18 protein-coding genes are annotated in these 25,612 nt (G+C 62.1%); 15 read left to right on the top strand and 3 right to left on the bottom strand.

The features are described from left to right. Positions 1-72 precede the first annotated feature (72 nt). From NR164_RS07570 to aceE, 3 genes are all read right to left on the bottom strand, one after another. Positions 73-2,766, bottom strand: coding sequence for a bifunctional diguanylate cyclase/phosphodiesterase (locus NR164_RS07570; protein WP_079442701.1), 2,694 nt, complete (start codon positions 2,764-2,766; stop codon positions 73-75). Between the two features lie 304 nt (positions 2,767-3,070). Then, positions 3,071-4,723 carry a dihydrolipoyllysine-residue acetyltransferase gene (gene aceF, locus NR164_RS07565; protein ID WP_256822560.1) on the bottom strand — a complete coding sequence of 551 codons (1,653 nt, stop codon included), beginning with the start codon at positions 4,721-4,723 and terminating at the stop codon, positions 3,071-3,073. An 11-nt stretch (positions 4,724-4,734) separates the two neighbouring features. Further along, the gene (gene aceE / locus NR164_RS07560) at positions 4,735-7,380 is read right to left on the bottom strand and encodes a pyruvate dehydrogenase (acetyl-transferring), homodimeric type (protein WP_046384939.1); all 2,646 of its coding nucleotides are present in this window, start codon (positions 7,378-7,380) and stop codon (positions 4,735-4,737) included. Between the two features lie 383 nt (positions 7,381-7,763). On the opposite strand from aceE, the gene glnE reads away from it, so the two are divergent. From glnE to NR164_RS07485, 15 genes are all read left to right on the top strand, one after another. Then, a complete protein-coding gene (gene glnE, locus NR164_RS07555) occupies positions 7,764-10,703 on the top strand; it encodes a bifunctional [glutamate--ammonia ligase]-adenylyl-L-tyrosine phosphorylase/[glutamate--ammonia-ligase] adenylyltransferase (RefSeq protein WP_046384938.1) in 2,940 nt (979 codons plus the stop codon). 204 nt (positions 10,704-10,907) lie between these two features. After that, positions 10,908-11,942: a lipopolysaccharide heptosyltransferase II gene (gene waaF, locus NR164_RS07550; RefSeq protein ID WP_256822559.1), complete on the top strand. Its 1,035-nt coding sequence runs from the start codon at positions 10,908-10,910 to the stop codon at positions 11,940-11,942. Between the two features lies 1 nt (position 11,943). Continuing rightward, entirely contained in the window at positions 11,944-13,005 is a 1,062-nt protein-coding gene (waaC, locus tag NR164_RS07545; protein WP_046384936.1) for a lipopolysaccharide heptosyltransferase I, read from the top strand. Next, on the top strand, positions 13,005-14,129 hold the full coding sequence (locus NR164_RS07540; protein WP_046384935.1) for a glycosyltransferase family 4 protein: 1,125 nt from the start codon (positions 13,005-13,007) through the stop codon (positions 14,127-14,129). The genes waaC and NR164_RS07540 overlap by 1 nt, the downstream gene beginning before the upstream one ends. Further along, complete coding sequence (rfaP, locus tag NR164_RS07535) at positions 14,126-14,932, top strand: lipopolysaccharide core heptose(I) kinase RfaP (protein ID WP_046384934.1); 807 nt, start codon at positions 14,126-14,128, stop codon at positions 14,930-14,932. The genes NR164_RS07540 and rfaP overlap by 4 nt, the downstream gene beginning before the upstream one ends. Next, the gene (locus NR164_RS07530; RefSeq protein ID WP_046384933.1) at positions 14,932-15,666 is read left to right on the top strand and encodes a lipopolysaccharide kinase InaA family protein; all 735 of its coding nucleotides are present in this window, start codon (positions 14,932-14,934) and stop codon (positions 15,664-15,666) included. Before rfaP ends, NR164_RS07530 begins: the two co-directional genes overlap by 1 nt. Continuing rightward, entirely contained in the window at positions 15,663-16,415 is a 753-nt protein-coding gene (locus NR164_RS07525; RefSeq protein WP_177029548.1) for a lipopolysaccharide kinase InaA family protein, read from the top strand. Before NR164_RS07530 ends, NR164_RS07525 begins: the two co-directional genes overlap by 4 nt. Then, positions 16,415-17,866, top strand: a complete 1,452-nt coding sequence (locus NR164_RS07520) for a lipopolysaccharide kinase InaA family protein (RefSeq protein WP_046384931.1) — start codon at positions 16,415-16,417, stop codon at positions 17,864-17,866. The genes NR164_RS07525 and NR164_RS07520 overlap by 1 nt, the downstream gene beginning before the upstream one ends. A 399-nt stretch (positions 17,867-18,265) precedes the next feature. Beyond that, a complete protein-coding gene (locus NR164_RS07515; protein ID WP_102617188.1) occupies positions 18,266-18,574 on the top strand; it encodes a hypothetical protein in 309 nt (102 codons plus the stop codon). A gap of 341 nt (positions 18,575-18,915) precedes the next feature. Continuing rightward, entirely contained in the window at positions 18,916-19,269 is a 354-nt protein-coding gene (locus NR164_RS07510; protein WP_057003658.1) for a YceK/YidQ family lipoprotein, read from the top strand. A 142-nt stretch (positions 19,270-19,411) separates the two neighbouring features. Continuing rightward, positions 19,412-21,169: a carbamoyltransferase gene (locus NR164_RS07505; protein WP_017849797.1), complete on the top strand. Its 1,758-nt coding sequence runs from the start codon at positions 19,412-19,414 to the stop codon at positions 21,167-21,169. Next, positions 21,170-22,066, top strand: coding sequence for an antimicrobial resistance protein Mig-14 (locus NR164_RS07500; RefSeq protein WP_046490751.1), 897 nt, complete (start codon positions 21,170-21,172; stop codon positions 22,064-22,066). Beyond that, a complete protein-coding gene (locus NR164_RS07495; RefSeq protein ID WP_256822557.1) occupies positions 22,063-23,469 on the top strand; it encodes a PIG-L deacetylase family protein in 1,407 nt (468 codons plus the stop codon). Before NR164_RS07500 ends, NR164_RS07495 begins: the two co-directional genes overlap by 4 nt. An 87-nt stretch (positions 23,470-23,556) precedes the next feature. Beyond that, positions 23,557-24,705, top strand: a complete 1,149-nt coding sequence (locus NR164_RS07490) for a glycosyltransferase family 4 protein (protein ID WP_017849794.1) — start codon at positions 23,557-23,559, stop codon at positions 24,703-24,705. Continuing rightward, on the top strand, positions 24,702-25,583 hold the full coding sequence (locus tag NR164_RS07485; protein ID WP_017849793.1) for a glycosyltransferase: 882 nt from the start codon (positions 24,702-24,704) through the stop codon (positions 25,581-25,583). The genes NR164_RS07490 and NR164_RS07485 overlap by 4 nt, the downstream gene beginning before the upstream one ends. The last annotated feature ends 29 nt before the right edge of the window (positions 25,584-25,612 follow it).

Genomic DNA, 25,612 nt, shown 5'->3' with positions numbered 1-25,612 from the left:
AGCAGTCCTCTCGTCAGGTTGAGTTAACAGTAAAGAATCAGACAGCCAGTGTGCCCGAGTGTTACAGCGCTGTCAGGCGATTGGCCCGCGAGGGTAGCGTTTAAGCTTCTCGAGCAGCTCTGAACCGGGGATGGGCCGGTCGAACAGATAGCCCTGGCCGACGTCGCAACGGTGCCGACGCAGGAACGCCAACTGCTCGGCGGTCTCGATGCCTTCGGCCACGACCTTGAGCTTGAGGTTGTGGGCCATGGCGATCACGGCTGAGGTGATTTCCATGTCGTCCTGGTTGTCCGGGATTTCGTGGATAAAGCTGCGATCGATCTTGATGATGTCGATCGGGAATTTTTTCAAGTAGCTCAGCGACGAGTAACCGGTGCCGAAGTCGTCCATGGCCAGGGTCAGGCCCAGGCTTTTCAACTGGTCCAGTTGCAGACGGGTGTCCTCGGTGGCCTCCAGCAGCAGGCCTTCGGTCAACTCAAGTTCGAGCAGGTTGGCCGGCAGTTCTTCTTCCTTGAGGATCGAGGCAATCGAGGCCACCAGGTCCGGGTCGGAGAACTGTTTGGGCGACAGGTTGATCGCCACCTGCAGGTTGCCCAGGCCGGCGGCGCTCAGTTGCTTGCTCATGCGGCAGGCCTGGCGGGCGATCCATTTGCCGATGGGGATGATCAGGCCGGTTTCTTCGGCCACGCTGATGAACTGGTCGGGGCGGATCATGCCCTTTTCCGGGTGGTTCCAACGCAGCAGCGCCTCCATGCCCAACAAGCGGCCACTGCGCAGGCACAGCTTGGGCTGGTAGAACACGTCCAGCTCGTTCTGGGTCAGGGCGCGGCGCAGGTTGTTTTCCACGAACAGTTTGTAGCTGGCCTCGGCGTTCAGCGCTTCGGTAAACACTTGTACCTGGTGTTTGCCGTTGGCTTTGGCCTTGTGCAGGGCCAAGCCGGCGTTGCGCATCAGGGTTTGCGGGTCGCGGCCATGCAGCGGCGCGCAGGCCAGGCCCACGGAGCCGGTGACGCTGATCAATTGGTTGTCGACGAACATCGGCTTGTCGAGGGTCGCCAACAGTTGGCTGGCAACGAGCTGGCCGCTCTCCAGGTCGGTGTCGTCGAGCAATACCGCAAATTCGTTACTGGCAAAGCGCGCCAGGCTGCCACCGGCGCTGAGGCTGTTGCGCAGGCGCCGGGCCAGGCTGATCAGCAGCTTGTCGCCGGTCTGGTGGCCGAGGCTGTCGTTGATCCGCTTGAAGTTGTCGATGTCCACCAGCAACAGACAGATCGGGCTGTCGCTGTCGCGGGCAAAGCGTTCGTCGAGGTTGCGGATAAACGCCGGACGGTTGCCCAGGTTGGTCAGGTTGTCGGTATAGGCCAGGCGCTCGATGCGCTGCTGGGCCAGCTTGGTCTGGGTGATGTCTTCGTAGATGCCGATATAGTGGGTCAGCTCGCGATTGTCGCCATAGACCTTGGAGATCGACAGCTGGCCCCAATAGGGTTCGAGGTTCTTGCGTCGGCTCTTGAACTCGCCCTGCCAGCTGTTGCTCTTGGCCAGGCTCGACGGCGCGTCGAACAGCAATTCGCTGAGGTTTTCCAGCGCGGGCAATTGCGCCAGGCGATGGCCGTGGACCTCTTCGGTACTGTACTGGGTGATCGCGGTAAAACTGGGGTTGACGTACTCCACCACGCCATCGCAATTGACCAGCAGGAAGGCGTTGGCGCTTTGTTCCACCGCGCGCTGAAACAGGTGCAGGGCGCTGGTGGCGGTACGACGGTTGTGATTGTTGATCACTTGCGCGAACTGATCCGCCAGCTCGCCGGCAAAGGCGATCTCGTCGGACTGCCAGACGCGTGTGCAGCCGCTTTGTTCCAGGCACAGCACACCCACGACCTGGCCATCGACACGGATGCTCGCGTCGAGCATTGCATGCACGTCGTTGGCCTGCAGCGATTCGGCCATTTCGCGGGTGCGTGGGTCGCGCATGACATTGGTAGCATCGATCGCCCGGCTGGTTTGCAGGGCTTCGAGATAGTCCGGAAAGCCACTGGCATCAATCGGCTCGGGCAAGTGGTGGCGCTGATCGGCGCGCTGGTACGCCGAGATCGGTACCAGGCGCTGGCCTTCGAGGTTCCAGATGCTGGCGCAATCGATCTGGTAGATATCGCAGGCGCTGCGGGTAATCAGCTCGGCGGCTTCCTGCAGCGAATTATTCGTGGTGTAGCGCTGGCGTGCGAGCAGCAGGATCAGCTCTTGCTGGGCGCGTACCCGTTCCAGGTGCAGCAACTGTTCCTGTTGCGCGCGCTGGTTGAGTTCCAGGGCGATCTGCAGGCGGCTGTTCTGGCTTTCCAGGTCGGCTGTCGGCGCTGTCGACGGGATCTCGCTGAACAGGCCGTCGACCACCATCAGGTAGCCCCGCAGCAGGTGGCGATTGTGTTGTTTGTAGGCTTCGCCCAGTTCCAGCAGGCTTAGAGGGCCGTCGTTGGTGTGCAGGGTGTAGCGCACCAGGTAATGAGGGCTCTCGGCCAGTTGCTGCTGGATGGCATCGTGCAGTTGATAGCGCGCCTGTGGCTCCATCAGGCTGGCGTAGGGCGAGCCGATCAGCGCGCACAGTTCAACCGCCGGCAGGCCGAATTGGCGCTCGCAATTGGGGTCTAGGTAGAGCAGGGCCCAGCTTGCCTCATTCAGCCGCTCGAAACGCAGCATACCGAGGCGCGAAGGCACCGGTAATTGCGTCACTACCTCGGCCGCCGTCCGGGCGACATCGGGTTGGCTTTTCATGGGGAAGCTCACTTGAAAAAACGCACTCGGCGCCGGGCTCACGCCCTCTTTACTGTTGCCTGCAGCAAGGTTGCATCATGCAGCCCAGGCTGACAAGAGAGGATGAAGGCTAAGTGCTATAAGGGTTATATCGGCTACGCGGTCGATTTCTGCAATCGGGGTGATAGGTGGTGTACAACCCTGTTTTTACTGTCCAAGAAACGCGCAAAAAAAGCCCCGCCAAGTGGCGGGGTTGAGGTACGAGCGTGGCGCTCGGAAATCGATGCAATCGGGCCTCCCTCGTGCAAGGGAGGCCCGTCGCGGCTTACAGCAAGATGGTGCGGATGTCGTTCAGCAGTTGGCTCAGGCGCTGGGTGAAGCGTGCCGCTGCGGCGCCGTTGATCACGCGGTGATCGTAGGACAGCGACAGTGGCAGCATCAGCTTCGGCTGGAAGGCTTTACCGTCCCATACCGGCTGGATGGTCGCCTTGGAAACGCCCAGGATCGCCACTTCCGGCGCATTGACGATTGGCGTGAAGCCAGTGCCGCCAATGTGACCGAGGCTGGAGATGGTGAAGCATGCGCCCTGCATGTCGTCCGCGGTGAGCTTCTTGTCGCGGGCCTTGGCAGCCAGCGCAGCGGCTTCGGCAGCCAGTTGCAGCAGGCTCTTCTGGTCGACGTTCTTGATGACCGGTACCAGCAGGCCATCCGGGGTGTCGACGGCAAAGCCGATGTGAACGTACTTCTTGCGAATGATCGCCTTGCCGCTTGGCGCCAGCGAACTGTTGAAGTCCGGCAGCTCCTTGAGCAGGTGCGCGCAGGCCTTGAGCAACAGTGGCAGCACGGTCAGTTTCACGCCGGCCTTCTCGGCCACGGCTTTCTGCGCAACGCGGAAAGCTTCCAGGTCGGTGATGTCGGCCTGGTCGAACTGGGTCACGTGCGGGATGTTCAGCCAACTGCGGTGCAGGCTCGACGCGCCGATTTGCATCAGGCGGGTCATCTGCACTTCTTCGGTTTCGCCGAAGCGGCTGAAGTCCACGACCGGGATCGGCGGAATGCCAGCACCACCGGTAGCATTGCCGGCAGCCGGGGCTTCCTTGGCTTTCTGCATCATGGATTTGACGTAAACCTGCACGTCTTCCTTGAGCACGCGACCGTGCGGGCCGGTGGCCGTGACGGCGTTCAGCTCGACGCCGAACTCGCGGGCCAGTTGGCGCACGGCAGGGCCGGCGTGAACCTTGGCACCGCTTCGTGCCGGTGCCGCCGCCGGGGCCGGTGCGGCCTCGGCGTTTGCGGCAGGCGCTGGAGCTGGAGCCGCGGCGGCCGGTGCGGCTTCAGCCTTGGCAGCCGGCGCAGCGGCCGGTGCCGGGGCAGCAGCCGACGCAGCGCCTTGGACTTTCAGCTTGAGGATGAAGTCGCCAGTGCCGACTTCGTCTTCCAGCTTGACCGCGATGCTTTCCACCACGCCGGCAGCCGGCGAAGGGATTTCCATGGAGGCCTTGTCGGACTCCAGGGTGATCAGCGACTGGTCGGCTTCGACGGTGTCGCCGACCTTGACCAGCAGTTCGATGATCTTGGCCTTGCCCGACGAGCCGATGTCCGGGACATGAATGTCCTGGATGGTGGCTGCGGCCGGTGCGGCAGCCGGGGCCGCAGGAGCCTCGGCAGCAGCAGGTTTTTCAGCCGGCGCTGGCGCTGGCGCCGGTGCAGCTGCGGCAGCTGGAGCAGGGGCCGCAGCGGCGGCGCCCTCGATTTCCAGCTCCAGCAGTTCGTCGCCTTCTTTCAGGCGATCGCCCAGCTTCACTTTCAGGCTCTTGACCACGCCGGCCTTGGGAGCAGGGATTTCCATGCTCGCCTTGTCCGATTCCAGGGTCAGGATGCTCTGGTCGGCTTCGACGGTGTCGCCGACCTTCACAAACAGCTCGATTACTTCACCTTCACCGCTGCCGATGTCAGGTACGCGAATGAGTTCGCTCACAAAAAGTCTCCTCAGCAGTCCAGTGGGTTGCGTTTTTCCGGGTTGATCCCGAACTTGACGATGGCGTCAGCCACCACCTTGGGTTCGATCTCACCGCGGTCAGCCAAGGCTTCCAGGGCTGCCAACACCACGAAGTGACGGTCGACTTCGAAGAAGTGACGCAGCTTCTTGCGGCTGTCACTGCGGCCGAAACCGTCGGTGCCCAGGACTTTGAATTCCTTGGACGGGACCCACTGGCGAATTTGTTCCGCAAACAGCTTCATGTAGTCGGTGGATGCGATGACCGGACCTTTACGGCCAGTCAGGCATTCTTCGACGTAGCTCAGCTCAGGCTTCTGACCTGGGTGCAGGCGGTTGTTGCGTTCTACGGCCAGGCCGTCGCGACGCAGTTCGTTGAAGCTGGTCACGCTCCACACGTCGGCGCCGACGTTGAATTCGTCACGCAGGATCTTCGCCGCTTCACGCACTTCGCGCAGGATGGTGCCGGAGCCCATCAGTTGCACGTGATGCGCTGCTTCCTTGGTGTCTTCTTCGAGCAGGTACATGCCCTTGATGATGCCTTCCTCGACACCGGCCGGCATGGCAGGTTGCTGGTAGGACTCGTTCATCACGGTGATGTAGTAGAAAACGTCCTGCTGCTCCTGGGTCATCTTCTTCATGCCGTCCTGGATGATCACCGCCAGCTCATAGCCGTAGGTTGGATCAAAGGTGCGGCAGTTCGGAATGGTGGCCGCCAGGATGTGGCTGTGACCGTCTTCGTGTTGCAGGCCTTCGCCGTTCAGCGTGGTGCGGCCGGCGGTGCCGCCGATCAGGAAACCACGGGTACGGCTGTCGCCTGCTGCCCAGGCCAGGTCGCCGATACGCTGGAAGCCGAACATCGAGTAGAAGATGTAGAACGGCAGCATCGGCTGGTTGTGGCAGGAGTACGACGTACCGGCCGCGATGAAGGAGCTCATGGCGCCCGCTTCGTTGATGCCTTCTTCGAGGATCTGGCCCTTCTTGTCTTCCTTGTAGAACATCACCTGGTCTTTATCGACTGGCTCGTAGAGCTGGCCGACGGAGGAGTAGATGCCCAACTGACGGAACATGCCTTCCATACCGAAGGTACGGGCTTCGTCCGGGATGATCGGCACGATGCGCGAACCGACTTCCTTATCCTTGACCAACTGCGCGAGGATCCGCACGAAGGCCATGGTGGTGGAGATTTCACGGTCGCCCGAGCCGTCGAGGATGGCCTTGAGGGTATCCAGCGCCGGTGTTGGGATGTTGACGCTCTTGGCACGGCGCTGTGGCACGAAACCGCCCAGTGCGGCACGACGCTCGCTCAGGTAACGGGCTTCGGCGCTGTTCGGCTCTGGCTTGAAGAACGGCAGGTTTTCCAGCTCTTCGTCCTTGACCGGGATGTCGAAGCGGTCGCGGAACAGCTTCAGGCTGCCGACGTCGACTTTCTTGGTGTTGTGCGCAGTGTTCTTCGCTTCGCCGGCACCGGTGCCATAACCCTTGATGGTCTTGGCCAGGATGACGGTCGGTTGTTCTTTGTGGTTGACCGCTTCGTGGTACGCCGCGTAGACCTTGTACGGGTCGTGGCCGCCACGGTTGAGTTTCCAGATCTCGTCGTCGGACAGGTCGGCAACCATCGCCTTGAGTTCAGGCGTGTTGAAGAAGTGTTCACGCACGAACGCGCCGTCTTTGGCCTTGTAGTTCTGGTACTCGCCGTCGATGACTTCGTCCATGCGACGTTGCAGGATACCGTCGACGTCCTTGGCCAGCAGTGGGTCCCAGAAACGGCCCCAGATGACTTTGGTCACGTTCCACTGAGCACCGCGGAACACGCCTTCGAGTTCCTGGATGATCTTGCCGTTGCCGCGAACCGGGCCGTCGAGGCGCTGCAGGTTGCAGTTGATGACGAAGATCAGGTTGTCCAGCTTCTCGCGGCCGGCCAGGGAGATGGCACCCAGGGATTCCGGCTCGTCGCACTCGCCGTCGCCCAGGAAGCACCAGACTTTCTGCTTGCCTTCGGGGATGAAACCACGGGCTTCCATGTACTTCATGAAGCGCGCCTGGTAGATCGCCTGGATCGGGCCCAGACCCATGGAAACGGTCGGGAACTGCCAGAAATCAGGCATCAGCCAAGGGTGCGGGTAGGACGACAGGCCCTGACCGTCGACTTCCTGGCGGAAGTTGTTCATCTGTTCTTCGCTGATGCGACCTTCCATGAACGCACGGGCGTAGACGCCTGGCGAGGTGTGGCCCTGGAAGTAGATCAGGTCGCCGCCGTGTTCGTCGGTCGGGGCCTGGAAGAAGTAGTTGAAGCCGATGTCATAGAGCGTTGCGCTGGAAGCGAAGCTGGAGATGTGACCGCCCAGGTCAGAATCTTTCAAGTTCGTACGCATTACCATCGCCATGGCGTTCCAACGTACCAGCGAGCGAATGCGGCGTTCCATGAACAGGTCGCCAGGCATGCGTGCTTCGTGGGTAACAGGGATGGTATTGCGATATGGCGTGGTGATGGCGTAGGGCAGTTGCGAGCCGCTGCGGGTCGCGAGTTCGCCCATACGGGTCATCAGATAGTGAGCACGGTCTTCGCCTTCTTTGTCGAGAACCGATTCCAGGGCGTCCAGCCATTCCTGGGTTTCGACGGGATCGAGGTCTTGCATGGCTTGCTCCAGGGCGGAAAGGCTACCAGAATCGGTTGCCTGAAGTTTGCGACTGGCCTTGTGGGCAGACGACATAAATTCTTGGATGGCCGGAGGTTGCTCCGGCGTCCTGTAGTTTTACTACAAATCGTCGGCCATTTCAGCCTTTCGAATGTATATACGAGTAGTAAAACTACACAAGACTGAGCGGATTGCTCGGTCCGTTAGGTGAGCATAATCGTTATTGTTGATCTTTTGCGAAGAAGAAAAGGTAGAAATTTAATGTTACCTGCCAAAATTTATGAATTTTCAGCTATTTCTAACTTTTGTTCGACAGTCATTCATCGCGCCTGCCTCCTGCGTTCACCGCAACAAGCCCTTTACGCGCCGTTCAAGGATAGACCATGAGCCTTCCAACGCTGGCCGAGCTGCCGGCCGTTCTCTTGCCGTTCGCCATTCGGGCCGAACAGTCATTCCGTGACGCAGTGGCCGCGCTGGACGACGATCATGGCCTTTCTGAATGGACGCCGCAACGCTGGGCCGATTTCGCGCGGGTGTGCGCGGCCAGTGATTTCGTGATTGAACAGAGTGTTCGTGACCCGTTGATGTTGCTCGAACTGGTCGCCTGGGGCGAGTTGGACCGTGGTTTTGCACCGGGCGAGCTGTGCGGGCAGATTGCCGGTGCCGTGCAACAGGCTGAAACAGAAGATGAGTTGGGCCGCGTGCTGCGCCGCCAGCGTACCCGCCAGCAAGTCCGCATCATCTGGCGCGACCTGACCCGCCAGGCGGATCTGGTGCAAACCTGTCGCGACCTCTCCGACATGGCCGACGCCAGCATCGACCAGGCCTACCAGTGGCTGTACCAGCGCCATTGCGCGCAGTTCGGCACGCCGACCGGGCGCCGCAGCGGTGAGCCGCAGCAGATGGTGATCCTCGGCATGGGCAAGCTCGGCGCGGTGGAGCTGAACCTGTCATCCGACATCGACTTGATCTTCGCCTACCCCGAAGGCGGCGAGACGGTGGGGGTGAAGCGCGCCCTGGATAACCAGGAGTTCTTCATTCGCCTGGGGCAAAAACTGATCAAGGCCCTCGACCCGATGACCGTCGACGGTTTTGTCTTCCGTGTCGACATGCGCCTGCGGCCTTACGGTTCGGCGGGCGCGCTGGTGCTCAGCTTCAATGCGTTGGAACAGTATTACCAGGACCAGGGCCGCGACTGGGAGCGCTACGCCATGATCAAGGCGCGCGTGGTGGCCGGCGATCAGGTGGCCGGTGCGCAACTGCTCGACATGCTGCGACCGTTCGTCTACCGCCGCTATTTGGACTTCTCCGCCATCGAAGCGCTGCGCACCATGAAGCAGTTGATCCAGCAGGAAGTGCGGCGCAAGGGCATGGCCGACAACATCAAGCTCGGTTCGGGCGGCATCCGCGAAGTGGAATTTATCGCCCAGGCGTTCCAGCTGATCCATGGCGGGCGCGACCTCAGCCTGCAGCAACGGCCGTTGCTCAAGGTGCTGGGCACCCTGGAAGGCCAGGGCTACCTGCCGCCGGCGGTGATCGCCGAGTTGCGCGATGGCTACGAATTCCTGCGTTACACCGAGCATGCGATCCAGGCGATTGCCGACCGCCAGACCCAGATGCTGCCGGACAGCCCCGAAGACCAGGCGCGCATTGCCTTTATGCTCGGCTTCGCCGATTGGGCCGCGTTCCATGAGCGCCTGATGTACTGGCGTGGGCGGGTAGACTGGCACTTCCGCCAGGTGATCGCTGATCCGGATGAAGAAGACGGCGAAGAAAGCGAATTGGTCGTCGGTGGGGAATGGTTGCCACTGTGGGAAGAGTCCCAGGACGAAGACGCGGCCTGCCGCCAACTGGCCGAAGGTGGCTTCACTGACGCGCCCAAAGCGCTCAAAGCCTTGGCCGGCCTGCGCGGCAGCCCGCAATTGCGCGCCATGCAGCGCCTCGGTCGCGAGCGCCTGGATGCGTTTATCCCGCGTCTGCTGGCGCAGGCCGTCGAGCACGCCAACCCGGACCTGGTGCTGGAACGCGTCTTGCCGCTGGTGGAAGCCGTCGCCCGGCGGTCCGCCTACCTGGTGTTGCTCACGGAAAACCCCGACGCCCTGCGGCGCCTGTTGACCTTGTGCGCCGCCAGCCCGTGGATCGCCGAACAGATCACCCGCTTCCCGCTGCTGCTCGACGAATTGCTCAACGAAGGCCGCTTGTTCAAGCCGCCGTTGGCGCCGGAACTCGCCGCCGAACTGCGCGAACGGCTTACGCGTATCCCCGAAGACGACCTTGAGCAGCAGATGGAAGCGCTGCGGCACTTCAAGCTGGCTCACCGCTTGCGCGTGGCCGCCTCGGAAATCGCCGGCAGCCTGCCGCTGATGAAAGTCAGCGACTACCTGACCTGGCTCGCCGAAGCCATCCTCGAACAAGTGCTGGCCCTGGCCTGGCGCCAGACCGTCGCCCGCCACGGCGCGCCGCAACGGTTGGACGGCAGCGTGTGCGATCCTGGGTTCATCATTGTCGGTTATGGGAAAGTCGGCGGCATCGAATTGGGGCATGGTTCGGACTTGGACCTGGTGTTTATCCATGACGGCGACCCGCAGGCCGAAACCGATGGCGCCAAGCCGATCGACGGCGCGCAGTTCTTCACGCGCCTGGGCCAGCGGATCATCCACTTGCTGACCACCCAGACCAACTCGGGGCAATTGTATGAAGTGGACATGCGCCTGCGGCCGTCGGGCGCATCCGGTTTGCTGGTGAGTTCCCTCGGCGCCTTCGCGCGCTATCAGGAAAACGAAGCCTGGACCTGGGAACATCAGGCCCTGATCCGCGCGCGGGTGTTGGTGGGCAGCCAGGACGTGGGCCGCGCCTTCGAGCAGGTGCGGGCCAAGGTGTTGGGCCGTGAACGCGACCTGACGAAGCTGCGCCAGGAGGTCAGCGAGATGCGCGCCAAGATGCGCGACAACCTCGGGACCCGGGCCACGGCGGCCGGTACCGGCGCGAATGCCTTCGAACCGACGGTGGCGTTCGACCTCAAGCAGGACGCCGGAGGTATCGTCGATATTGAATTTATGGTGCAATACGCCGCTTTGGCATGGTCTGCGCAACATCCATCGTTGCTGCGCTACACCGACAATATCCGCATTCTGGAGGGCCTGGAGCAGGTCGGGCTGATGCCCGCCGCCGATGCCCATTTACTGCGCGAGGTATATAAGGCCTACCGTTCCGCGGCGCACCGCCAGGCTTTGCAGAACGAAGCCGGTACGGTGGCCGGGGATCAGTTCGCCGACGAACGGCGCCAGGTGATGCGAATCTGGCAGGCGCTGGGGTTAAGCTGACACTCGATTAAATGAGCGACGCCAATCTAATGTGGAAACCGGCTTCATGTGGGAGCAGGCTTGCTCGTGATGCAGGCGCTGCGGTCTGTCTAGCGGACCGCGGTGATGCTATCGCGAGCGAGCCCGCTGCCACACAAAGTGCGATCTACAGTAATCATCGAGGCGGGGAGGCGTAAGCCTCCCCGCATCGTTTGTGGAAACTACATGAATATTCTGATCGTTGGGCCCAGCTGGGTCGGTGACATGGTGATGGCGCAGACACTGTTCCAGTGCCTCAAACAACGTCATCCCGACTGCCAAATCGACGTGCTCGCCCCTGAGTGGAGCCGGCCGATCCTTGAGCGCATGCCGCAAGTGCGCCAGGCTTTGAGCTTCCCGCTCGGCCATGGCGCCCTCGAACTGGCGACCCGCCGTCGCATCGGCAAATCCCTGGCCGGGCAGTACGACCAGGCGATCTTGCTGCCCAACTCGATGAAATCGGCGCTGGTGCCGTTTTTCGCCGGCATTCCCAAGCGCACCGGTTGGCGCGGCGAGTTTCGCTACGGTCTGCTCAACGACGTGCGCAAGCTCGACAAGGCGCGCTACCCGCTGATGATCGAACGCTTCATGGCCCTGGCCTACGCGCCGGGTGCCGAGTTGCCGACGCCGTATCCGCGCCCGAGCCTGCAGATCGACCCGATCACCCGCGACGCGGCCCTGGCCAAGTTCAGCCTGGCCCTTGATCGTCCGGTGCTCGCGCTGTGCCCCGGTGCCGAGTTTGGCGAGTCCAAGCGCTGGCCGTCGGAGCATTACGCCAAAGTCGCGGAGACGAAGATCCGCGAAGGCTGGCAGGTGTGGCTGTTCGGCTCGAAGAACGATCATGCGGTGGGTGAAGACATCCGCCAGCGCCTGATCCCCGGCCTGCGCGAAGAAGCGGTGAACCTCAGTGGCGACACCTCGCTGGCCGAGGCCATCGACTTGCTGTCCTGCGCGGATGCGGTGGTGTCCAACGACTCCGGGCTGATGCACGTCGCGGCGGCGCTGAACCGCCCGCTGGTCGCGGTGTACGGCTCGACCTCCCCAGGGTTTACCCCGCCGTTGGCCGACAAGGTCGAAGTGGTGCGCCAGGGCCTGGAATGCAGCCCGTGTTTTGACCGCACCTGCCGTTTCGGCCACTACAACTGCCTGCGCCAGTTGTTGCCGCAACCGGTCAACGAAGCCTTGCAGCGGTTGCAGGGCACTGTGGTCGAGGTTCGCTGAGTTGCGGGTACTGGTAATCAAGACCTCATCCCTGGGCGACGTGATCCATGCGTTGCCGGCACTGACCGATGCGGCGCGGGCGATCCCGGGCATTCGATTCGACTGGGTGGTGGAAGAAGGCTTTGCCGAGATCCCCACCTGGCACCCGGCGGTGGACAAGGTGATCCCGGTGGCGATTCGCCGCTGGCGCAAGAACCTCTGGCAAACCTTCAAAAGTGGCGAATGGCGGCGCTTCAAGCAGCGTATCCAGTCAACCAAATACGACCTGGTGATCGACGCCCAGGGCCTGCTCAAAAGCGCCTGGCTGACCCGCTACGTGCGCGCCCCGGTGGCCGGGTTTGACAAAAACTCGGCGCGTGAACCGATCGCGGCGCGCTTTTATTCGCGGCGCCTGGCCGTGGCCCGCGGGCAGCACGCGGTGGAGCGCCTGCGCCAGCTGTTCGCCGTGGCCCTCGGCTATGACTTGCCCAAGGCCCTGGGCGACTACGGCCTGAGCGTCGACAAGCTGCTCGGCCTGCCGCCGAAAAAGCCGTTTGTGTTGTTGCTGCACGGCACCACCTGGGACACCAAGCACTGGCCCGAAGCCTACTGGCGCGAGCTGGCCGAGCGCATGGGCCGCCTGGGCGTGGACGTGAAGTTGCCATGGGGCAATGCCGCCGAAAAGGCCCGCGCCGAACGCCTGGCCCAGGGCCTGGACAACGCCGAGGTGCTGCCCAAACTGAACCTGGCCGGCGTCGCCCGCGTGCTCGCCGGCGCCCGCGCCTGCGTTGCGGTGGACACCGGCCTCGGGCACCTGGCCGCAGCCCTGGACGTGCCGACCATTTCGCTGTTCGGCCCCACCAACCCCGGCCTGACCGGCGCCTACGGCAAGAGCCAGATTCACCTGGCCAGCGACTTCCCGTGTGCGCCCTGCCTGCTGAAACAGTGTACCTATCAACCCACGGCCGACGATCTGCGTCGGTTCGACATCAAGCGCGAATCGCCCCTGTGCTTCACGCGGCTGAACCCTGAGCGTGTGGCGAGCCGGCTGAGCACGTTGTTACTGGCCGAGGAGATGCACTGATGCAACTGGCGTTTGTTCTGTACAAGTATTTCCCGTTCGGTGGCTTGCAGCGCGACTTCATGCGTATCGCCCTGGAGTGCCAGCAGCGCGGTCATCAGATCCGTGTCTACACCCTGATCTGGGAAGGCGATGTACCGCCCGGTTTCGAAGTGCTGGTGGCGCCGGTCAAGGCGCTGTTCAACCATCGCCGCAACGAAAAACTCTACGCCTGGATTCAGGCCGACCTGGCCAAGCGCCCGGTGGACCGCGTGGTCGGGTTCAATAAAATGCCCGGGCTGGACCTGTACTTCGCCGCCGATGGCGTGTTTGAAGACAAGGCACAAACCCTGCGCAACCCGATGTATCGCTGGTTCGGCCGCTACAAACACTTTGCCGAGTACGAGCGCGCCGTCTTCGAACAGAGCGCCAAGACCCAGATCATGGTGCTCTCGGCCCATCAGCAGGAATTGTTCACGCGTTACTACGGCACCCAGGCGCAGCGCTTTCATTTGCTGCCGCCGGGCATCGCCCGTGACCGGCGCGCGCCGCCGAATGCCGCGCAGATCCGCGCACAGTTTCGCGATGAGTTCGGCCTGGCCGAGGACGATTTGCTGTTGGTGCAGATCGGTTCCGGCTTCAAGACCAAGGGCGTCGACCGCAGCCTCAAGGCCGTGGCCGCATTGCCGTCGGCGCTGAAGAAACGTACCCGGCTGTTTGTAATCGGCCAGGACGACCCCAAAGTATTCCAATTACAGAGCGCCGCACTGGGCCTGGGCGAGCAAGTGCATTTCTTCAAGGGGCGCAGCGATATTCCGCGCTTTCTGCTGGGGGCCGACCTGTTGATCCACCCGGCCTACAACGAAGCGGCCGGCATGGTGCTGATCGAGGCGGTTGTCGCCGGCCTGCCGGTGCTGGTGAGCAAGGTCTGCGGTTATGCCTTCTATATCGACAAGGCCGGCAATGGCCGGGTGTTGGACGAGCCGTTCGAACAGGCTCAACTCAATCAATACCTGGTCGATATGCTCGACGATCCACAAGCGCGCGCGACCATGAGTCGCAATGGTCTGGCCTTCGCCGAGACGGCCGACCTCTATAGCATGCCGCAGTACGCTGCGGACCTGATCCTGGCGGAGCCGAACCGATGAAGTTGATGCTTGCCGAACCGTTCAAGACCCTTTGGGCCGGACGCGATGCGTTCGCCGAAGTCGAGAAGCTGGACGGCCTGGTGTACCGCGAACTCGATGCCCGTCGTACCTTGCGTACAGAGGTCGAGGGCCGCGGTTATTTCGTGAAGATTCACCGTGGTATCGGCTGGGCCGAAATCCTCAAGAACCTGATCACCGCGAAGTTGCCGGTATTGGGCGCCGGCCAGGAATGGCGGGCGATCCAGCGCTTGCAGCAAGTCGGCGTGCCGACCATGACCGCCGTGGCTTATGGCGAAAAGGGCAGCAACCCGGCCGACCAGCATTCGTTTATCGTCACCGAAGAGCTGGCGCCCACCGTCAGCCTCGAAGACCTGAGCATGGACTGGCTCAAGCAACCGCCATCGCCAGTCATCAAGCATGCGCTGATCGCCGAAGTGGCGCGCATGACCGGCATGATGCACCGCGCCGGGGTCAACCATCGCGACTGCTATATCTGCCATTTCCTGCTGCACACGGACAAGCCGCTGGTGGCCGACGATTTCAAGTTGTCGGTGATCGATCTGCACCGTGCGCAGGTGCGCTCGAAGATCCCGCTGCGCTGGCGCAACAAGGACCTGGCGGCGCTGTATTTTTCGGCGCTGGATATCGGCCTGACCCAGCGTGACAAGCTGCGTTTTCTCAAGGGCTACTTCCAACAGCCGTTGCGCCAGATTCTCGCCGAAGAGGCCGCACTGCTGCAGTGGCTTGAGCACAAGGCGGCCAAGCTCTACGCGCGCAAACAACGTTACGGGGATGCGCTCTGATGGCGGGTTGGAACCTGGAACCCGCATACGCCGGCCTCGCGGATGATTTTGGAAGCCTTGAAGCGGTGTTCGCCCTGCAAGGCGAGCGGCTGACCCGCGACCCGCTGTCGGAAGTGATCCGGGTGGCGCGCGGCGGGGTCAATTACTACGTCAAGCGCTACGTCGGTGCCGGCAAGGGCCTGCGCCGCTACCTGGGCAAGCCGCGGGTGAAGTCCGAGTGGCAGAACCTCAAGCGTTTCGCCAAGTGGGGCATTCCCACCGCCGACGTGGTCGCCTGGGGCCTGGAGCGCAATGGCCTGGCCTACGCCCGCGGCGCGCTGATCACCCGTGAGTTGCCCAAGACCGAAGACTTGTCGGTGCTGGCCGAGCGCAGCGACGTGCGCCTCAAAGACCCCAAATGGGTCGATGCGGTCAGCCGCCAGCTCGCCGAATACACGCGTACCATGCACGATCATCACTTCACCCATAACGACTTGAAGTGGCGCAACCTGCTGATCGACGACCAGCACACCCTGTACCTGATCGATTGCCCCAACGGCGATTTCTGGCGCGGGTTCTGGCTCAAATACCGCATCACCAAAGACCTGGCCTGCCTGGACAAGGTGGCCAAGTATCACCTGTCGGCCACCCAGCGCCTGCGCTTCTACCTGCAATACCGCCAGCGCGCGCACCTGAGTGCGTCGGACAAACAGCGAATTCGCCATGTGGTGAAGTTTTTCGAGGGACGCGAATGAGTGATTTCCTGGCGGCCGAAGACCGCGCTCTGCTGGAGCGCAACGGTCTGGCCAGTTTCGATGCCCTGTGGGCCAAGCAACTGGACGCGGTGGACGAGCCGAACACCAGCCGTGGCGGCTGGAGCAGCGTGTTCCGCCTGGAGCTCGACGGCCACGGTTACTACCTCAAGCGCCAGAGCAACTACCTCACGCGCAGCTTGCACCGACCGTTTGGCGAACCGAGTTTTTCCCGCGAGTTTCGTAACATCAGCCGTTATCGCGCGTTGGGTATCCCGGCCTTGCAGGCGGCGTTCTACGGTGAGCGCAAAGTCGCTGGCGAGCACCGCGCGATGCTGTTGACCCGTGCCCTGGACGGCTGGAATGACCTGGACTCGTTGCTCGAACAGTGGCCGCAACTGAGCGACGCCCAGCACCGTGCGATCCTGTTGGCCTGCGGCCAATTGGCGCGCCGTCTGCACGGCGTGGGACAGGTCCACGGGTGTTTTTACCCCAAGCATATTTTCCTGCAGGCCACCGGCGACGGTTATGCCGCGCAGTTGATCGACCTGGAGAAAACCCGCCCGCTGCTGTTTGGCTGGCGTGACCGGGTCAAGGACCTGGAGCCGCTGTTGCGCCGTGCGCCGCAGTGGTCGGATGCGCAAACGCGTCACCTGCTGGCGGCGTATCTGGAACAACCTGAAGACAGCCCGCTGGTCGCCACCTGGCAGCAGCGCCTGACCGCTCGCCGCAGCCACAAGGAGCACCGTTAATGCGTTTATCCGCGCTGAAGCAGGCCGGCCGCAGCCCAAGCCTGCCGCTGACCATCGAACTGGCGGACGCCGCAGGCCCTGGTCAATTGCAATTGCTCAGCCTGTTGCGCGTGTTGCCGGGCCAGCGCTATGTGGGCGCCGGTGTCTGGCGCGGTCGCGCGGTGTTGGCCAAGTTGTTGGTGGGCAGCAAGGCGGCGCGGCATTTTCAGCGTGAGCTCAACGGCGTGCGCCTGCTGGCCGAGCAAGGCCTGACCACGCCGCTGCTGCTGGCCGACGGTTTGCAGGAAGGCGAGGGCGGTTGGCTGCTGTTTGAGTTTATCGACGGCGCCGAAAGCCTGGCCGATGCCTGGCAAGCGGTCGAAGGCCTGCCGCCGTTGGCCGATGAGCAGACCGCTGTGCTCGCCGAAGCGCTGGACGCGATCGCCCGTATGCACGCCAAGGGCCTGTGGCAGGAAGACCTGCACCTGGATAACCTGCTGCGCCAGGGCGGCAAGCTGTACCTGATCGATGGTGCCGGGATCTGCGTGGAACAGGCGGGCCAGCCGCTGTCGCGCAACCGGGTGCTGGAAAACCTAGGGGTGTTTTTCGCCCAGTTGCCGAAAAACCTCGCGCCGTTTACCGAAGAGTTGCTGGTGTATTACCTGCTGAGCAACGGCGAGCATGCGTTACCGCTCGAAGCCCTGGAGAAGCAGGTGCGCAAGGTCAGCGCCTGGCGCCTGAAGGACTTCCTCGACAAGGTCGGCCGCGAATGCACGCTGTTCAGCGTGGTGCGCGGCGCGTTTGGCTTGCGGGCGATCCGTCGCGAGGAGGAGCGCGCGATGCTGCCGGTGCTGGAGCAGGCCGATGCCTTGCTCGACCAGGGGCATTTGTACAAGACCGGCGGTGCGGCCAGCGTGGCCAAGGTCGAAGTGGCCGGCCGGCCGCTGGTGATCAAACGCTACAACATCAAGGGCTTCGCCCATTGGCTCAAGCGTTTCTGGCGCCCGAGCCGCGCCTGGCATTCCTGGCGCGAAGGCAATCGCCTGGCGTTCCTCGGCATTGCCACACCCAAGCCGCTGGCCGTGCTGGAAAAGCGCTTTTTCTGGCTGCGCAGCCGCGCTTATCTGGTCACTGAATACCTGCCGGGGCCGGACATCATCGAGCGCTTCGCACCGTATGTGGAGCAGGGCGACGCGCCTGAAAACGAACTGCTGGCGCTGGACCACCTGTTCGCCGAGCTGATACGCGAGCGCATCAGCCATGGCGATTTCAAGGGCCATAACCTGTTCTGGCACGACGGCCGCTGGGCCTTGATCGACCTGGATGCGATGCGCCAGCACCGCTCCGACGCCAGCTTCGCCGCGGCGTTTGCCAAGGACCGCGCACGCTTCATGCGTAATTGGCCGCAAGGCAGTGCGCTGTATCAGGTCATCGATCAGCGTTTGCCGAAGGAAGTCGGCGGCGCCGGCTGACGGTCGAGCGAGGTTTTCAGGTAGAACGTGGTCAAGTGTGGGGGCAGGCTTGCAGGGGCCTGTCCCCCAGCAGCCAGTTGGCCTGCACGAACCGCTCGAATCTGGCAATTATGTATCATTTTATACAATGCCCGGTTGCGAGGCTGTCTTGATACGGGTTGCGGGCTTTAAGTAAGTTAGAAGTTGAAACGGGTTCGGCGGATAGCGCGAAGTGTGCTGGTTTATATCAGACTTGTCCTAGAGCAATTTATTGGGGCAAGGTATTTGTTTGGTTGTATTGTACTTCTTGTTTTAAACGGATACATGTGTGGCGCATGTTGCGGGTTGAGCATTCTTTTATCGTTCTATAAATTTGTTCTACAGCCGATGAGGTTGTTCAATTATTTATAGGAGGTTTTTATGTCGTCTATCAATGCTAACTCAAACGTGGCTGCTGATTATCAGAGGTACGAAAGTAATAACTTTAATGAGAAGGGGCAAAACAATCCGCTGGATCAGGCGGCCGGGGAAGATGCTGAGTATTTGGATGCGCAAAATCAGCCGATTGATCATGAGATTCAATCCGACGGTAACGGTGGTTTCTATCAGCCAGGTACGGGCAGGGGGCAGCCGGGTAATGGTGAGCCAGGGTTAGGAAGCATCAACGTTGGAGCGGGGCATCAAATTGACTTTGATGGTGCGGAGCCTCCGCGGTCGCTGCACTATTAAGGCGCCCGTGGGCGTGTAAGGTCGAAAAGAATGCTGCTGCATGGGTATGCGCAGCATTCATGCCGTCTCGTCGCTATTGCGTTTTTTGGGTAATGGGTTTTATGCCGTTGATCATGTTGATAGTTGCAGGTACGGTTTAAAGGAAGGGTTGGTTTGAACGTTAATCAAGCGTATTGATTTGCCCGTCAGTGCTCTTTGCTCCGGTGTGTTTGCGGCGCGAAGCAACTAAGTCTGTATTGTCTTCTCGGAACTTTCTCACAGAACGTATCGGTGTGTCGGTGTAGGCTATCTTCGCTGGCGATGTTAGTGTGGTCGACCCTCTATGCTGAACGGTGTCGTTCATGATCCGTATGTACCCTGTGTTGCTTGCTGCTCTCCTGGCAATCTCCGGTTGCGGGACCATCAACACCGTCTTTCGCCCGGACGCTGTCGCCAGCCAGAACCTCAAGGAGTCGCGCAGCTACTGCGAAAATATCCCGCGCATCTACAGTGGGGTGATCTACGGGTTTTGTACGCTCAATGCTGAGCCCGCCCCAGAAAAAAGCCTGAATGACCGAGCCCTGTCGGACCACGAGAACAATGCTTTCCCGATCATCGCCATCGAGTTCATCGGCTCTGGCGTGCTGGACACCCTGGTCCTGCCCTACACGATCTACCGTCAGAACAAGGACGGCAGCATCGAGATCTTCCGCTGAACCTCCTCGACGCTCGCCGCTAACAGCTTCCTCCTGCTTTTGAGCTATAATCCCGCCCTTTAGCTGTTTCTCGCCCAGGCGAGAGGCACACTTTTTTCAGGCGTAACGCGCCTGCATGCAGACTAAAAGAGGCTAGACCCCTGTGGCATTGACGATTCTTGGCCTGTCCGGCGCCCTTAGCCATGATCCTTCCGCAGCCCTGTATATCGACGGCAAGCTGATCGCGGCCGCCGAAGAAGAACGCTTCGTGCGCGACAAGCATGCAAAGCACCGCATGCCCTACGAATCGGCGAAATTCTGCCTGGAACAGGCCGGCATCAAGCCTTCCGACGTTGATGTGGTCGCGATCCCGTTCGCCCCGATCAGCCTGTTCGGCGAAGCGCGCTGGCACTATGCCAAGCGTTACTGGTACGCCCCGGACCGCGCTCTCGATGCGATCCTGATGGGCAACCGGCGCTACAAGCGCTACCGCAACAAGATCGTCTGGTGCCTGGAACAGCTGGGCTTCGATCCGAAGAAAATCAAGATCGAGCCGGTTGAACACCACTTGGCCCACGCCTCCAGTGCCTACCACTGCTCCGGTTTCAAGGAGAAAACCGCGATCCTGGGGATCGACGGCAAGGGTGAGTACGCCACCACGTTCTTCGGCTACGGCGAAAACGGCAAGATCCACAAGATCAAGGAATTCTACGATCCGGACTCCCTCGGCGGCCTGTACGGCGCGGTCACCGAGTTCCTCGGTTTCGAGATGCTCGACGGCGAGTTCAAGGTCATGGGCATGGCGCCTTATGGCGATGCCAGCAAGTACGACTTCTCGCGCCTGGCCTCCTTTGAAAACGGCGAGCTGGTGATCAACACCGACTACGCCAACGTCATCGGCCTGCGTCGTTATAAAGAGAAGGGCAAGGGTTTCTACTTCTCGCCCAAACTGATCGAGTGGCTGGGGCCCAAGCGCGAAGGCGACATCGCCGACGAGCCGTACATCCACTACGCGGCCAGCATGCAGGCGCTGTTCGAGAAGCTGTCCCTGCAGATGATCGACTACTACCTGGGCGACATCCTCAAGGAAACCGGCAAGCTGGCCTTCGCCGGCGGCTGTGCGCTGAACGTCAAGCTGAACCAGAAAATCATTGCCCGTGACGACGTGAAAGAGCTGTTCGTGCAACCGGCGTCCGGCGATGCCGGCACCGCCGTGGGCGCCGCCGCTTACGTGTCCAACGCCCGTGGTGTGCCGGTGGAGAAGATGGAACACGTCTACCTCGGCCCGTCCTACAGCAACGAAGACGTGATCGCCGCTTGCGCCAAGCACCCGAGCAAGCCGGACTGGCGCAAGATCGACAGCATGCCTAAACGCATCGCCAAGATCATGGTCGACGGCAACCCGGTGGCCTGGTTCCAGGGGCGCATGGAGTTTGGCCCGCGTGCCTTGGGCGGTCGTTCGATCATTGGTTGCCCGAGCGCTACCGGCGTGGCGGACCGCATCAACCATCAGATCAAGTTCCGCGAGCGCTGGAGGCCTTTCTGCCCGTCGATGCTCGACACCGTGGCCCCGCTGATGATCAAGGTCGATCACCCGGCGCCGTTCATGACCTTCACCTTTGAAGTGTCGGAAGAGTGGAAAACCCGCGTGCCGGAAGTGGTCCATGAGGACGGCACGTCCCGCGCCCAGGTACTCAAGCGCGAATACAACCCGCGCTACTACGACATGATGAAAGAACTCGAAGTGCTGACCGGCAACGGCGTGTCCCTGAATACTTCGCTCAACCGTCGTGGCGAAGCGATGATCTGCTCGCCGACCGATGCGCTGAACATGTTCTTCGGTTCCGACCTGCAGTACCTGATCATGGAAGACATCCTGGTGGTCAAGGACGGCGTGGACCCTTATGACGCTGTGGTTTAAATGCTGAATCGCTTCCAGGGTTGGCGTGAACGCGGCTGGGTACCTGTCGAGGCCGAGGTCTACGCCCAGGCCTGGCAGCGGTTTGGCGGCAGCGTGGCGACGCATCCGCTGATCGTCGAACGGTTGGCGGACCTGGCGCAGATTCCGGTGCGCTACCTGGGCTGGGAGCAGGACGGCGAGCTCAAGGGCGCGATTGCCACTTGGGGGCGCGACCTGGCCTTGTCCAAGGACGTGCTCAAGCGGCGCGGCAAGAAAGGCGTGTTCGATCTGGGCAATGCCGAAATCATCCTGCCGATCGCCGCCGACGCGCAGTTGCCGGTGCGCCACCGTGGGCGTTACCTGTCGGCGTTGAACGAGGGGCGCGTCAGCACCCTCAAGCCCCAGGCCGAGCAGTTGGCCATGGCGCGCACCCCGGAAGACCTGTCGAAGAAGTTTCGCTACAACCAGCGCCGCGAATTGCGGTTGCTCGAAGAAGCCGGCGGCGTGGTGCGGGCGGTGAGTGAGTTTTCCAGCAGCGAGCTGGCGGCGATCTACTGCGACCTGTTCCAGCGCCGCTGGGGCTTCCCGGCCACCGGCGCCGAGCATCTGGCGCAGGTGCTGGGCTTGCTCAAGGAGTTCCTGGTGGGCTCGGTACTGTTTCTCAACGATGCGCCGATTGCCGTGCAACTGGTGTATCGCGTCGAGGCGCCCGAGTGGGTCAGCATCGAATACGTCAACGGCGGTGTCGACCCCCAGACCCGTGAGTTCAGCCCCGGCAGCGTGTTGAGTTTCCTCAATACGCAAAGCGCCTGGGAACAGGCGCGGGCCGTGGATAAACCGCTGCGCTTTTCCTTCGGGCGCGCCGACCGTGAATACAAGGAGCGCTGGTGCAACCCGGTGCCGGTGTTCAGCCTATGAGCCGCAAGCAGCAACTGCTCAAGCGTCATCGGCGCACCAAGCGCATCGCGCTGCTGATTGGCTTGCTGGTGCTGATCGCGGCCGGTGTGCTCGTGGCCTGGTGGCTGCCGTTGATTCTGGCGGTGGTGCTGTGGGCGGCCCATGAAGCCTGGTTTGCCGATCATCTGTTCTATTCGCCCAACGAGGATTATGCCTACGCATTCCCTCACGGCAGTGAAGTGCCAGGCCTGCGCCTGGACGCGGGGCGGCTGCTGCTGGACGCGCCGCTGGCGGCGGACGACACCCTGATCGTCGGCATCGAGCTGCGCAGCTCGTGGCTCGGGCGTTTCATCGACCCGGCGGTGGAACTGCTGGGCCTGCAAACGCCGGACCGGCAAGTGTTCGAGCGTGGCGTCGGCGGGCGCCGTTACCTCAACCTGACCGGCGCCGCCGACGCATTGGCCGCCAGCAAACTGCGGGTGCGCGGGCGTTTTTGCCGGATCAACGGCCAGCCGACGCTGTGGCGTTTCCGCCAGCCGGATTATCGCCAGCAACGTGTGATGGTGATTGCGCCCCATGCCGACGACGCCGAACTGGCGGCCTTCAGCCTGTACAGCCAGGCGGCCGAAAGTTGGATCGTCACGTTGACCGCCGGTGAAATCGAAGCCGAGCATTATCAACAGATGGGCCTGCCCAAGGCGCAAGCGGCGCAACTCAAAGGGCGCCTGCGGGCCTGGGACAGCATTGCCGTGCCGCGCTGGGCCGGCGTTCCCGAAGCACAGTGCGTGCAATTGGGCTACTTCTGCATGCAGTTGGCGGCCATGCAGGCCGCGCCGGACCAGGCTCAAGCCTCCCGCGAGGCGCAATTGAGCGATACGCGGCTGTTTCGTCAGTTCAATGCCTTTGCGCTGCCCGGCGACGTGGACGGCGCGCCGACCTGGCACAACCTGATCGCCGACCTGCGCGCGCTGCTGCTCAAGGCGCGACCGCAGGTGATCGTGCTGCCGACGCCGTTGCTCGATCCGCACGCCGACCATATCTGCGCGCACGCGGCGATACTGGAAGCCCTGGAGGGCCTGGCGTGGCAGCCCGACACATTGCTCGGTTACGCCAATCACTTGCATGATAACGACCGCTGGCCCATGGGCGACTCGGGCGCCGGCGTGGCCCTGCCGCCGCGTTTCGACACCGCGGACGAACTGGTCCCCTGCAGTTTCACGCTCGCCTTGAGCCAGCAGCAGGACAAGGCCATGGCCCTGGGCATGATGCACGACCTGCAACCGCGCGCGCCGTTCAAGCGCCGTGTGCGTCGCTGGTTGCAACAGGTGCTGGCCGGGCGTAGCCCATCGCCATACGGAGAGAACGAATTCTTCCGCAAGGCTGTGCGTCGGCATGAATTGCTGTGGGTCCTGAAACAGGACTGAGACCTTATTTACGGCAGACCGCATCCGTTTGCCGCACCATTTTTTGCCGGGCTGCGCGCCCGCAGCCAGATCGCTGCATGGAGAGTTATGAAGCCTCGTTTCAAGGTTTTGCAGTTACAGCCGGACTACAACGTCAAGACCAATGACTTCGCCGACCTGGGTGAGCAGATCGTCAAATCGTTGCCGGTTGAACGCTTCGAGGTGACATCGGGGTATCTCAGTGGCCGCCCGTTACCGGGCCAGCCGCTGAGCGTGGCCGAGCACTCCCACTATTTCGAACTGCCGGAGAAGTCCCTCAAGGGCATCCGCTTTGGCGCCATGTGGCAGATCTACAAGTATTGCCGCGAGCAGAAGTTCGATGTGGTCATCTGCAACCGCTTCAAGTCGGTGAACATGATGCTGTCCCTCAACCGCTGGTTGAAGATCCCGCTGTGCATCGGCATCTCCCATGGTTTCGGCGAGTACGCCCGTGGCTACCGCCGGCGTCAGACCCAGCGCTGGGTGAGCCCGGCGTGGCGCTTCGTCGGCGTGTCGGAGGCGGTGCAGGAGTACCTGGTGGCGCTCAATTGCGGGTTTACCCGTGAAAACACCACCTATGTCACCAACGCCATCGACATCCCGCAGGCAGAAGCCTTGCAGTTGCCGCGCGATGAAGCACGCAAGGCCCTGGGCCTGCCGCTGGATGCGCGGATGATCGGCGCCCTGGGCCGCCTGGTGCCGATCAAGGGCCACACGCATCTGCTGCAGGCGTTTGCCACGCTCAAGGACAAATACCCGCAGGCACAGGTGGGGATCATCGGTTCCGGCCGCGCCGAAGCCGACCTGCGTGCCGACATCGAGCGCCTCGGCCTGACCGGTCGCGCGCACCTGTTGGGGTTCCGTGAAGACGGCATGAAGTACGTGCGCGGTTTCGATATCTGGACCATGCCGTCGCTGTTCGAAGGCCTGGGCCTGGCGCTGCTGGAAGGCATGAGCGGGCATTTGCCGGTGATCGCCTCCAACGGTCCGGCGATGCTGCCGCTGGTGCAGGGCGCGGGCGGGCTGTCTCACGATCCGGGCAACGTCGAGCAACTGGCCGCGGCGCTGGATACCTACCTGGCGCTGAGCGATGAGCAATTGCGTGCCAAGGGCGAGGAGGTGTTCCGTTACCTGGTAGCCAACCACACCCTGGACGAGTTCAAGCACAAGTACCTGACCCTGATTGAAACCGGTTTGCGTGAAGTAGGTAGAGCATGAATCAGCCACAACCCCTGGTCTCGGTGATCATCGCGTCCTACAACCATGGCCCGTACATCGAGCAGAGCATCCTCAGCGTGCTGGGGCAGACCTACGCGAACATCGAACTGTTGGTGGTCGACGATGGCTCCAAGGACGACAGCGTCGAGCGCATCCGGCGCTTGCAGGCCGAGCACGGCTTTGATTTCCAGGTCCAGCAGAACCAGGGGCTGACCAATACGCTCAACGGCGCGATCGCCCGGGCCAAAGGCACGCTGATCGCGCCGTTCGGTTCCGACGACATCATGTTGCCCGAGCGCATTGCGGCCCAGGTCGCCTATATGGAAGGCAAGCCCAAGGTCGGCATCTGCGCGGGCAACATCGAGTTGATCGATGGCGATGGCCAGCCCTATCCCGACAAGAAGCAGCACCGGGACCTGCCGTTTCGCAGCCTGGACTTCGATGACCTGTTCCTGGACCGCAAGCCGTTCCCGCCAGCACCGACCCTGTTGATCCGCCGCGAAGCGCTGGAGCAGGTGGGGGGCTTCGATCCGCTGATTCCGCTGGAAGACTTGCTGATCGAATTGAAGATCACCCACGCCGGCTACACCATCGACGTGTTGAACATGGTCATGGCGCGCTATCGCCAGCACGCCACCAACACGTACAAGAACCATCGCTACATGATTCAGAACATCCTCAAGACTTATGGATTGTTCAGCGAACACCCGTCGTATGACGCGGTGCGCTACAACTTCCTCAACTCGATGTTCCTCAAGACCGCCGACCGTGACCGGCCGCTGGCGCGGGAGATCCTCAAGCAGATCCCGTTGAAGTTCTGGGGGCGCAAGACCCTGCGCGGGCTGGTGCGGTTGTATCTGGCGCCCCTCAGAAGCTGAGGCGGCGGTGGCAGTGAAAAAGGCGACTA

It is taken from the genome of Pseudomonas sp. Pse79 (genome assembly GCF_024519615.1).
GTDB classification, from domain to species: Bacteria; Pseudomonadota; Gammaproteobacteria; order Pseudomonadales; family Pseudomonadaceae; genus Aquipseudomonas; species Aquipseudomonas veronii.
Note: the sequence above shows the minus strand (reverse complement) of the source record. Positions and strands in the feature narration are given on the sequence as shown.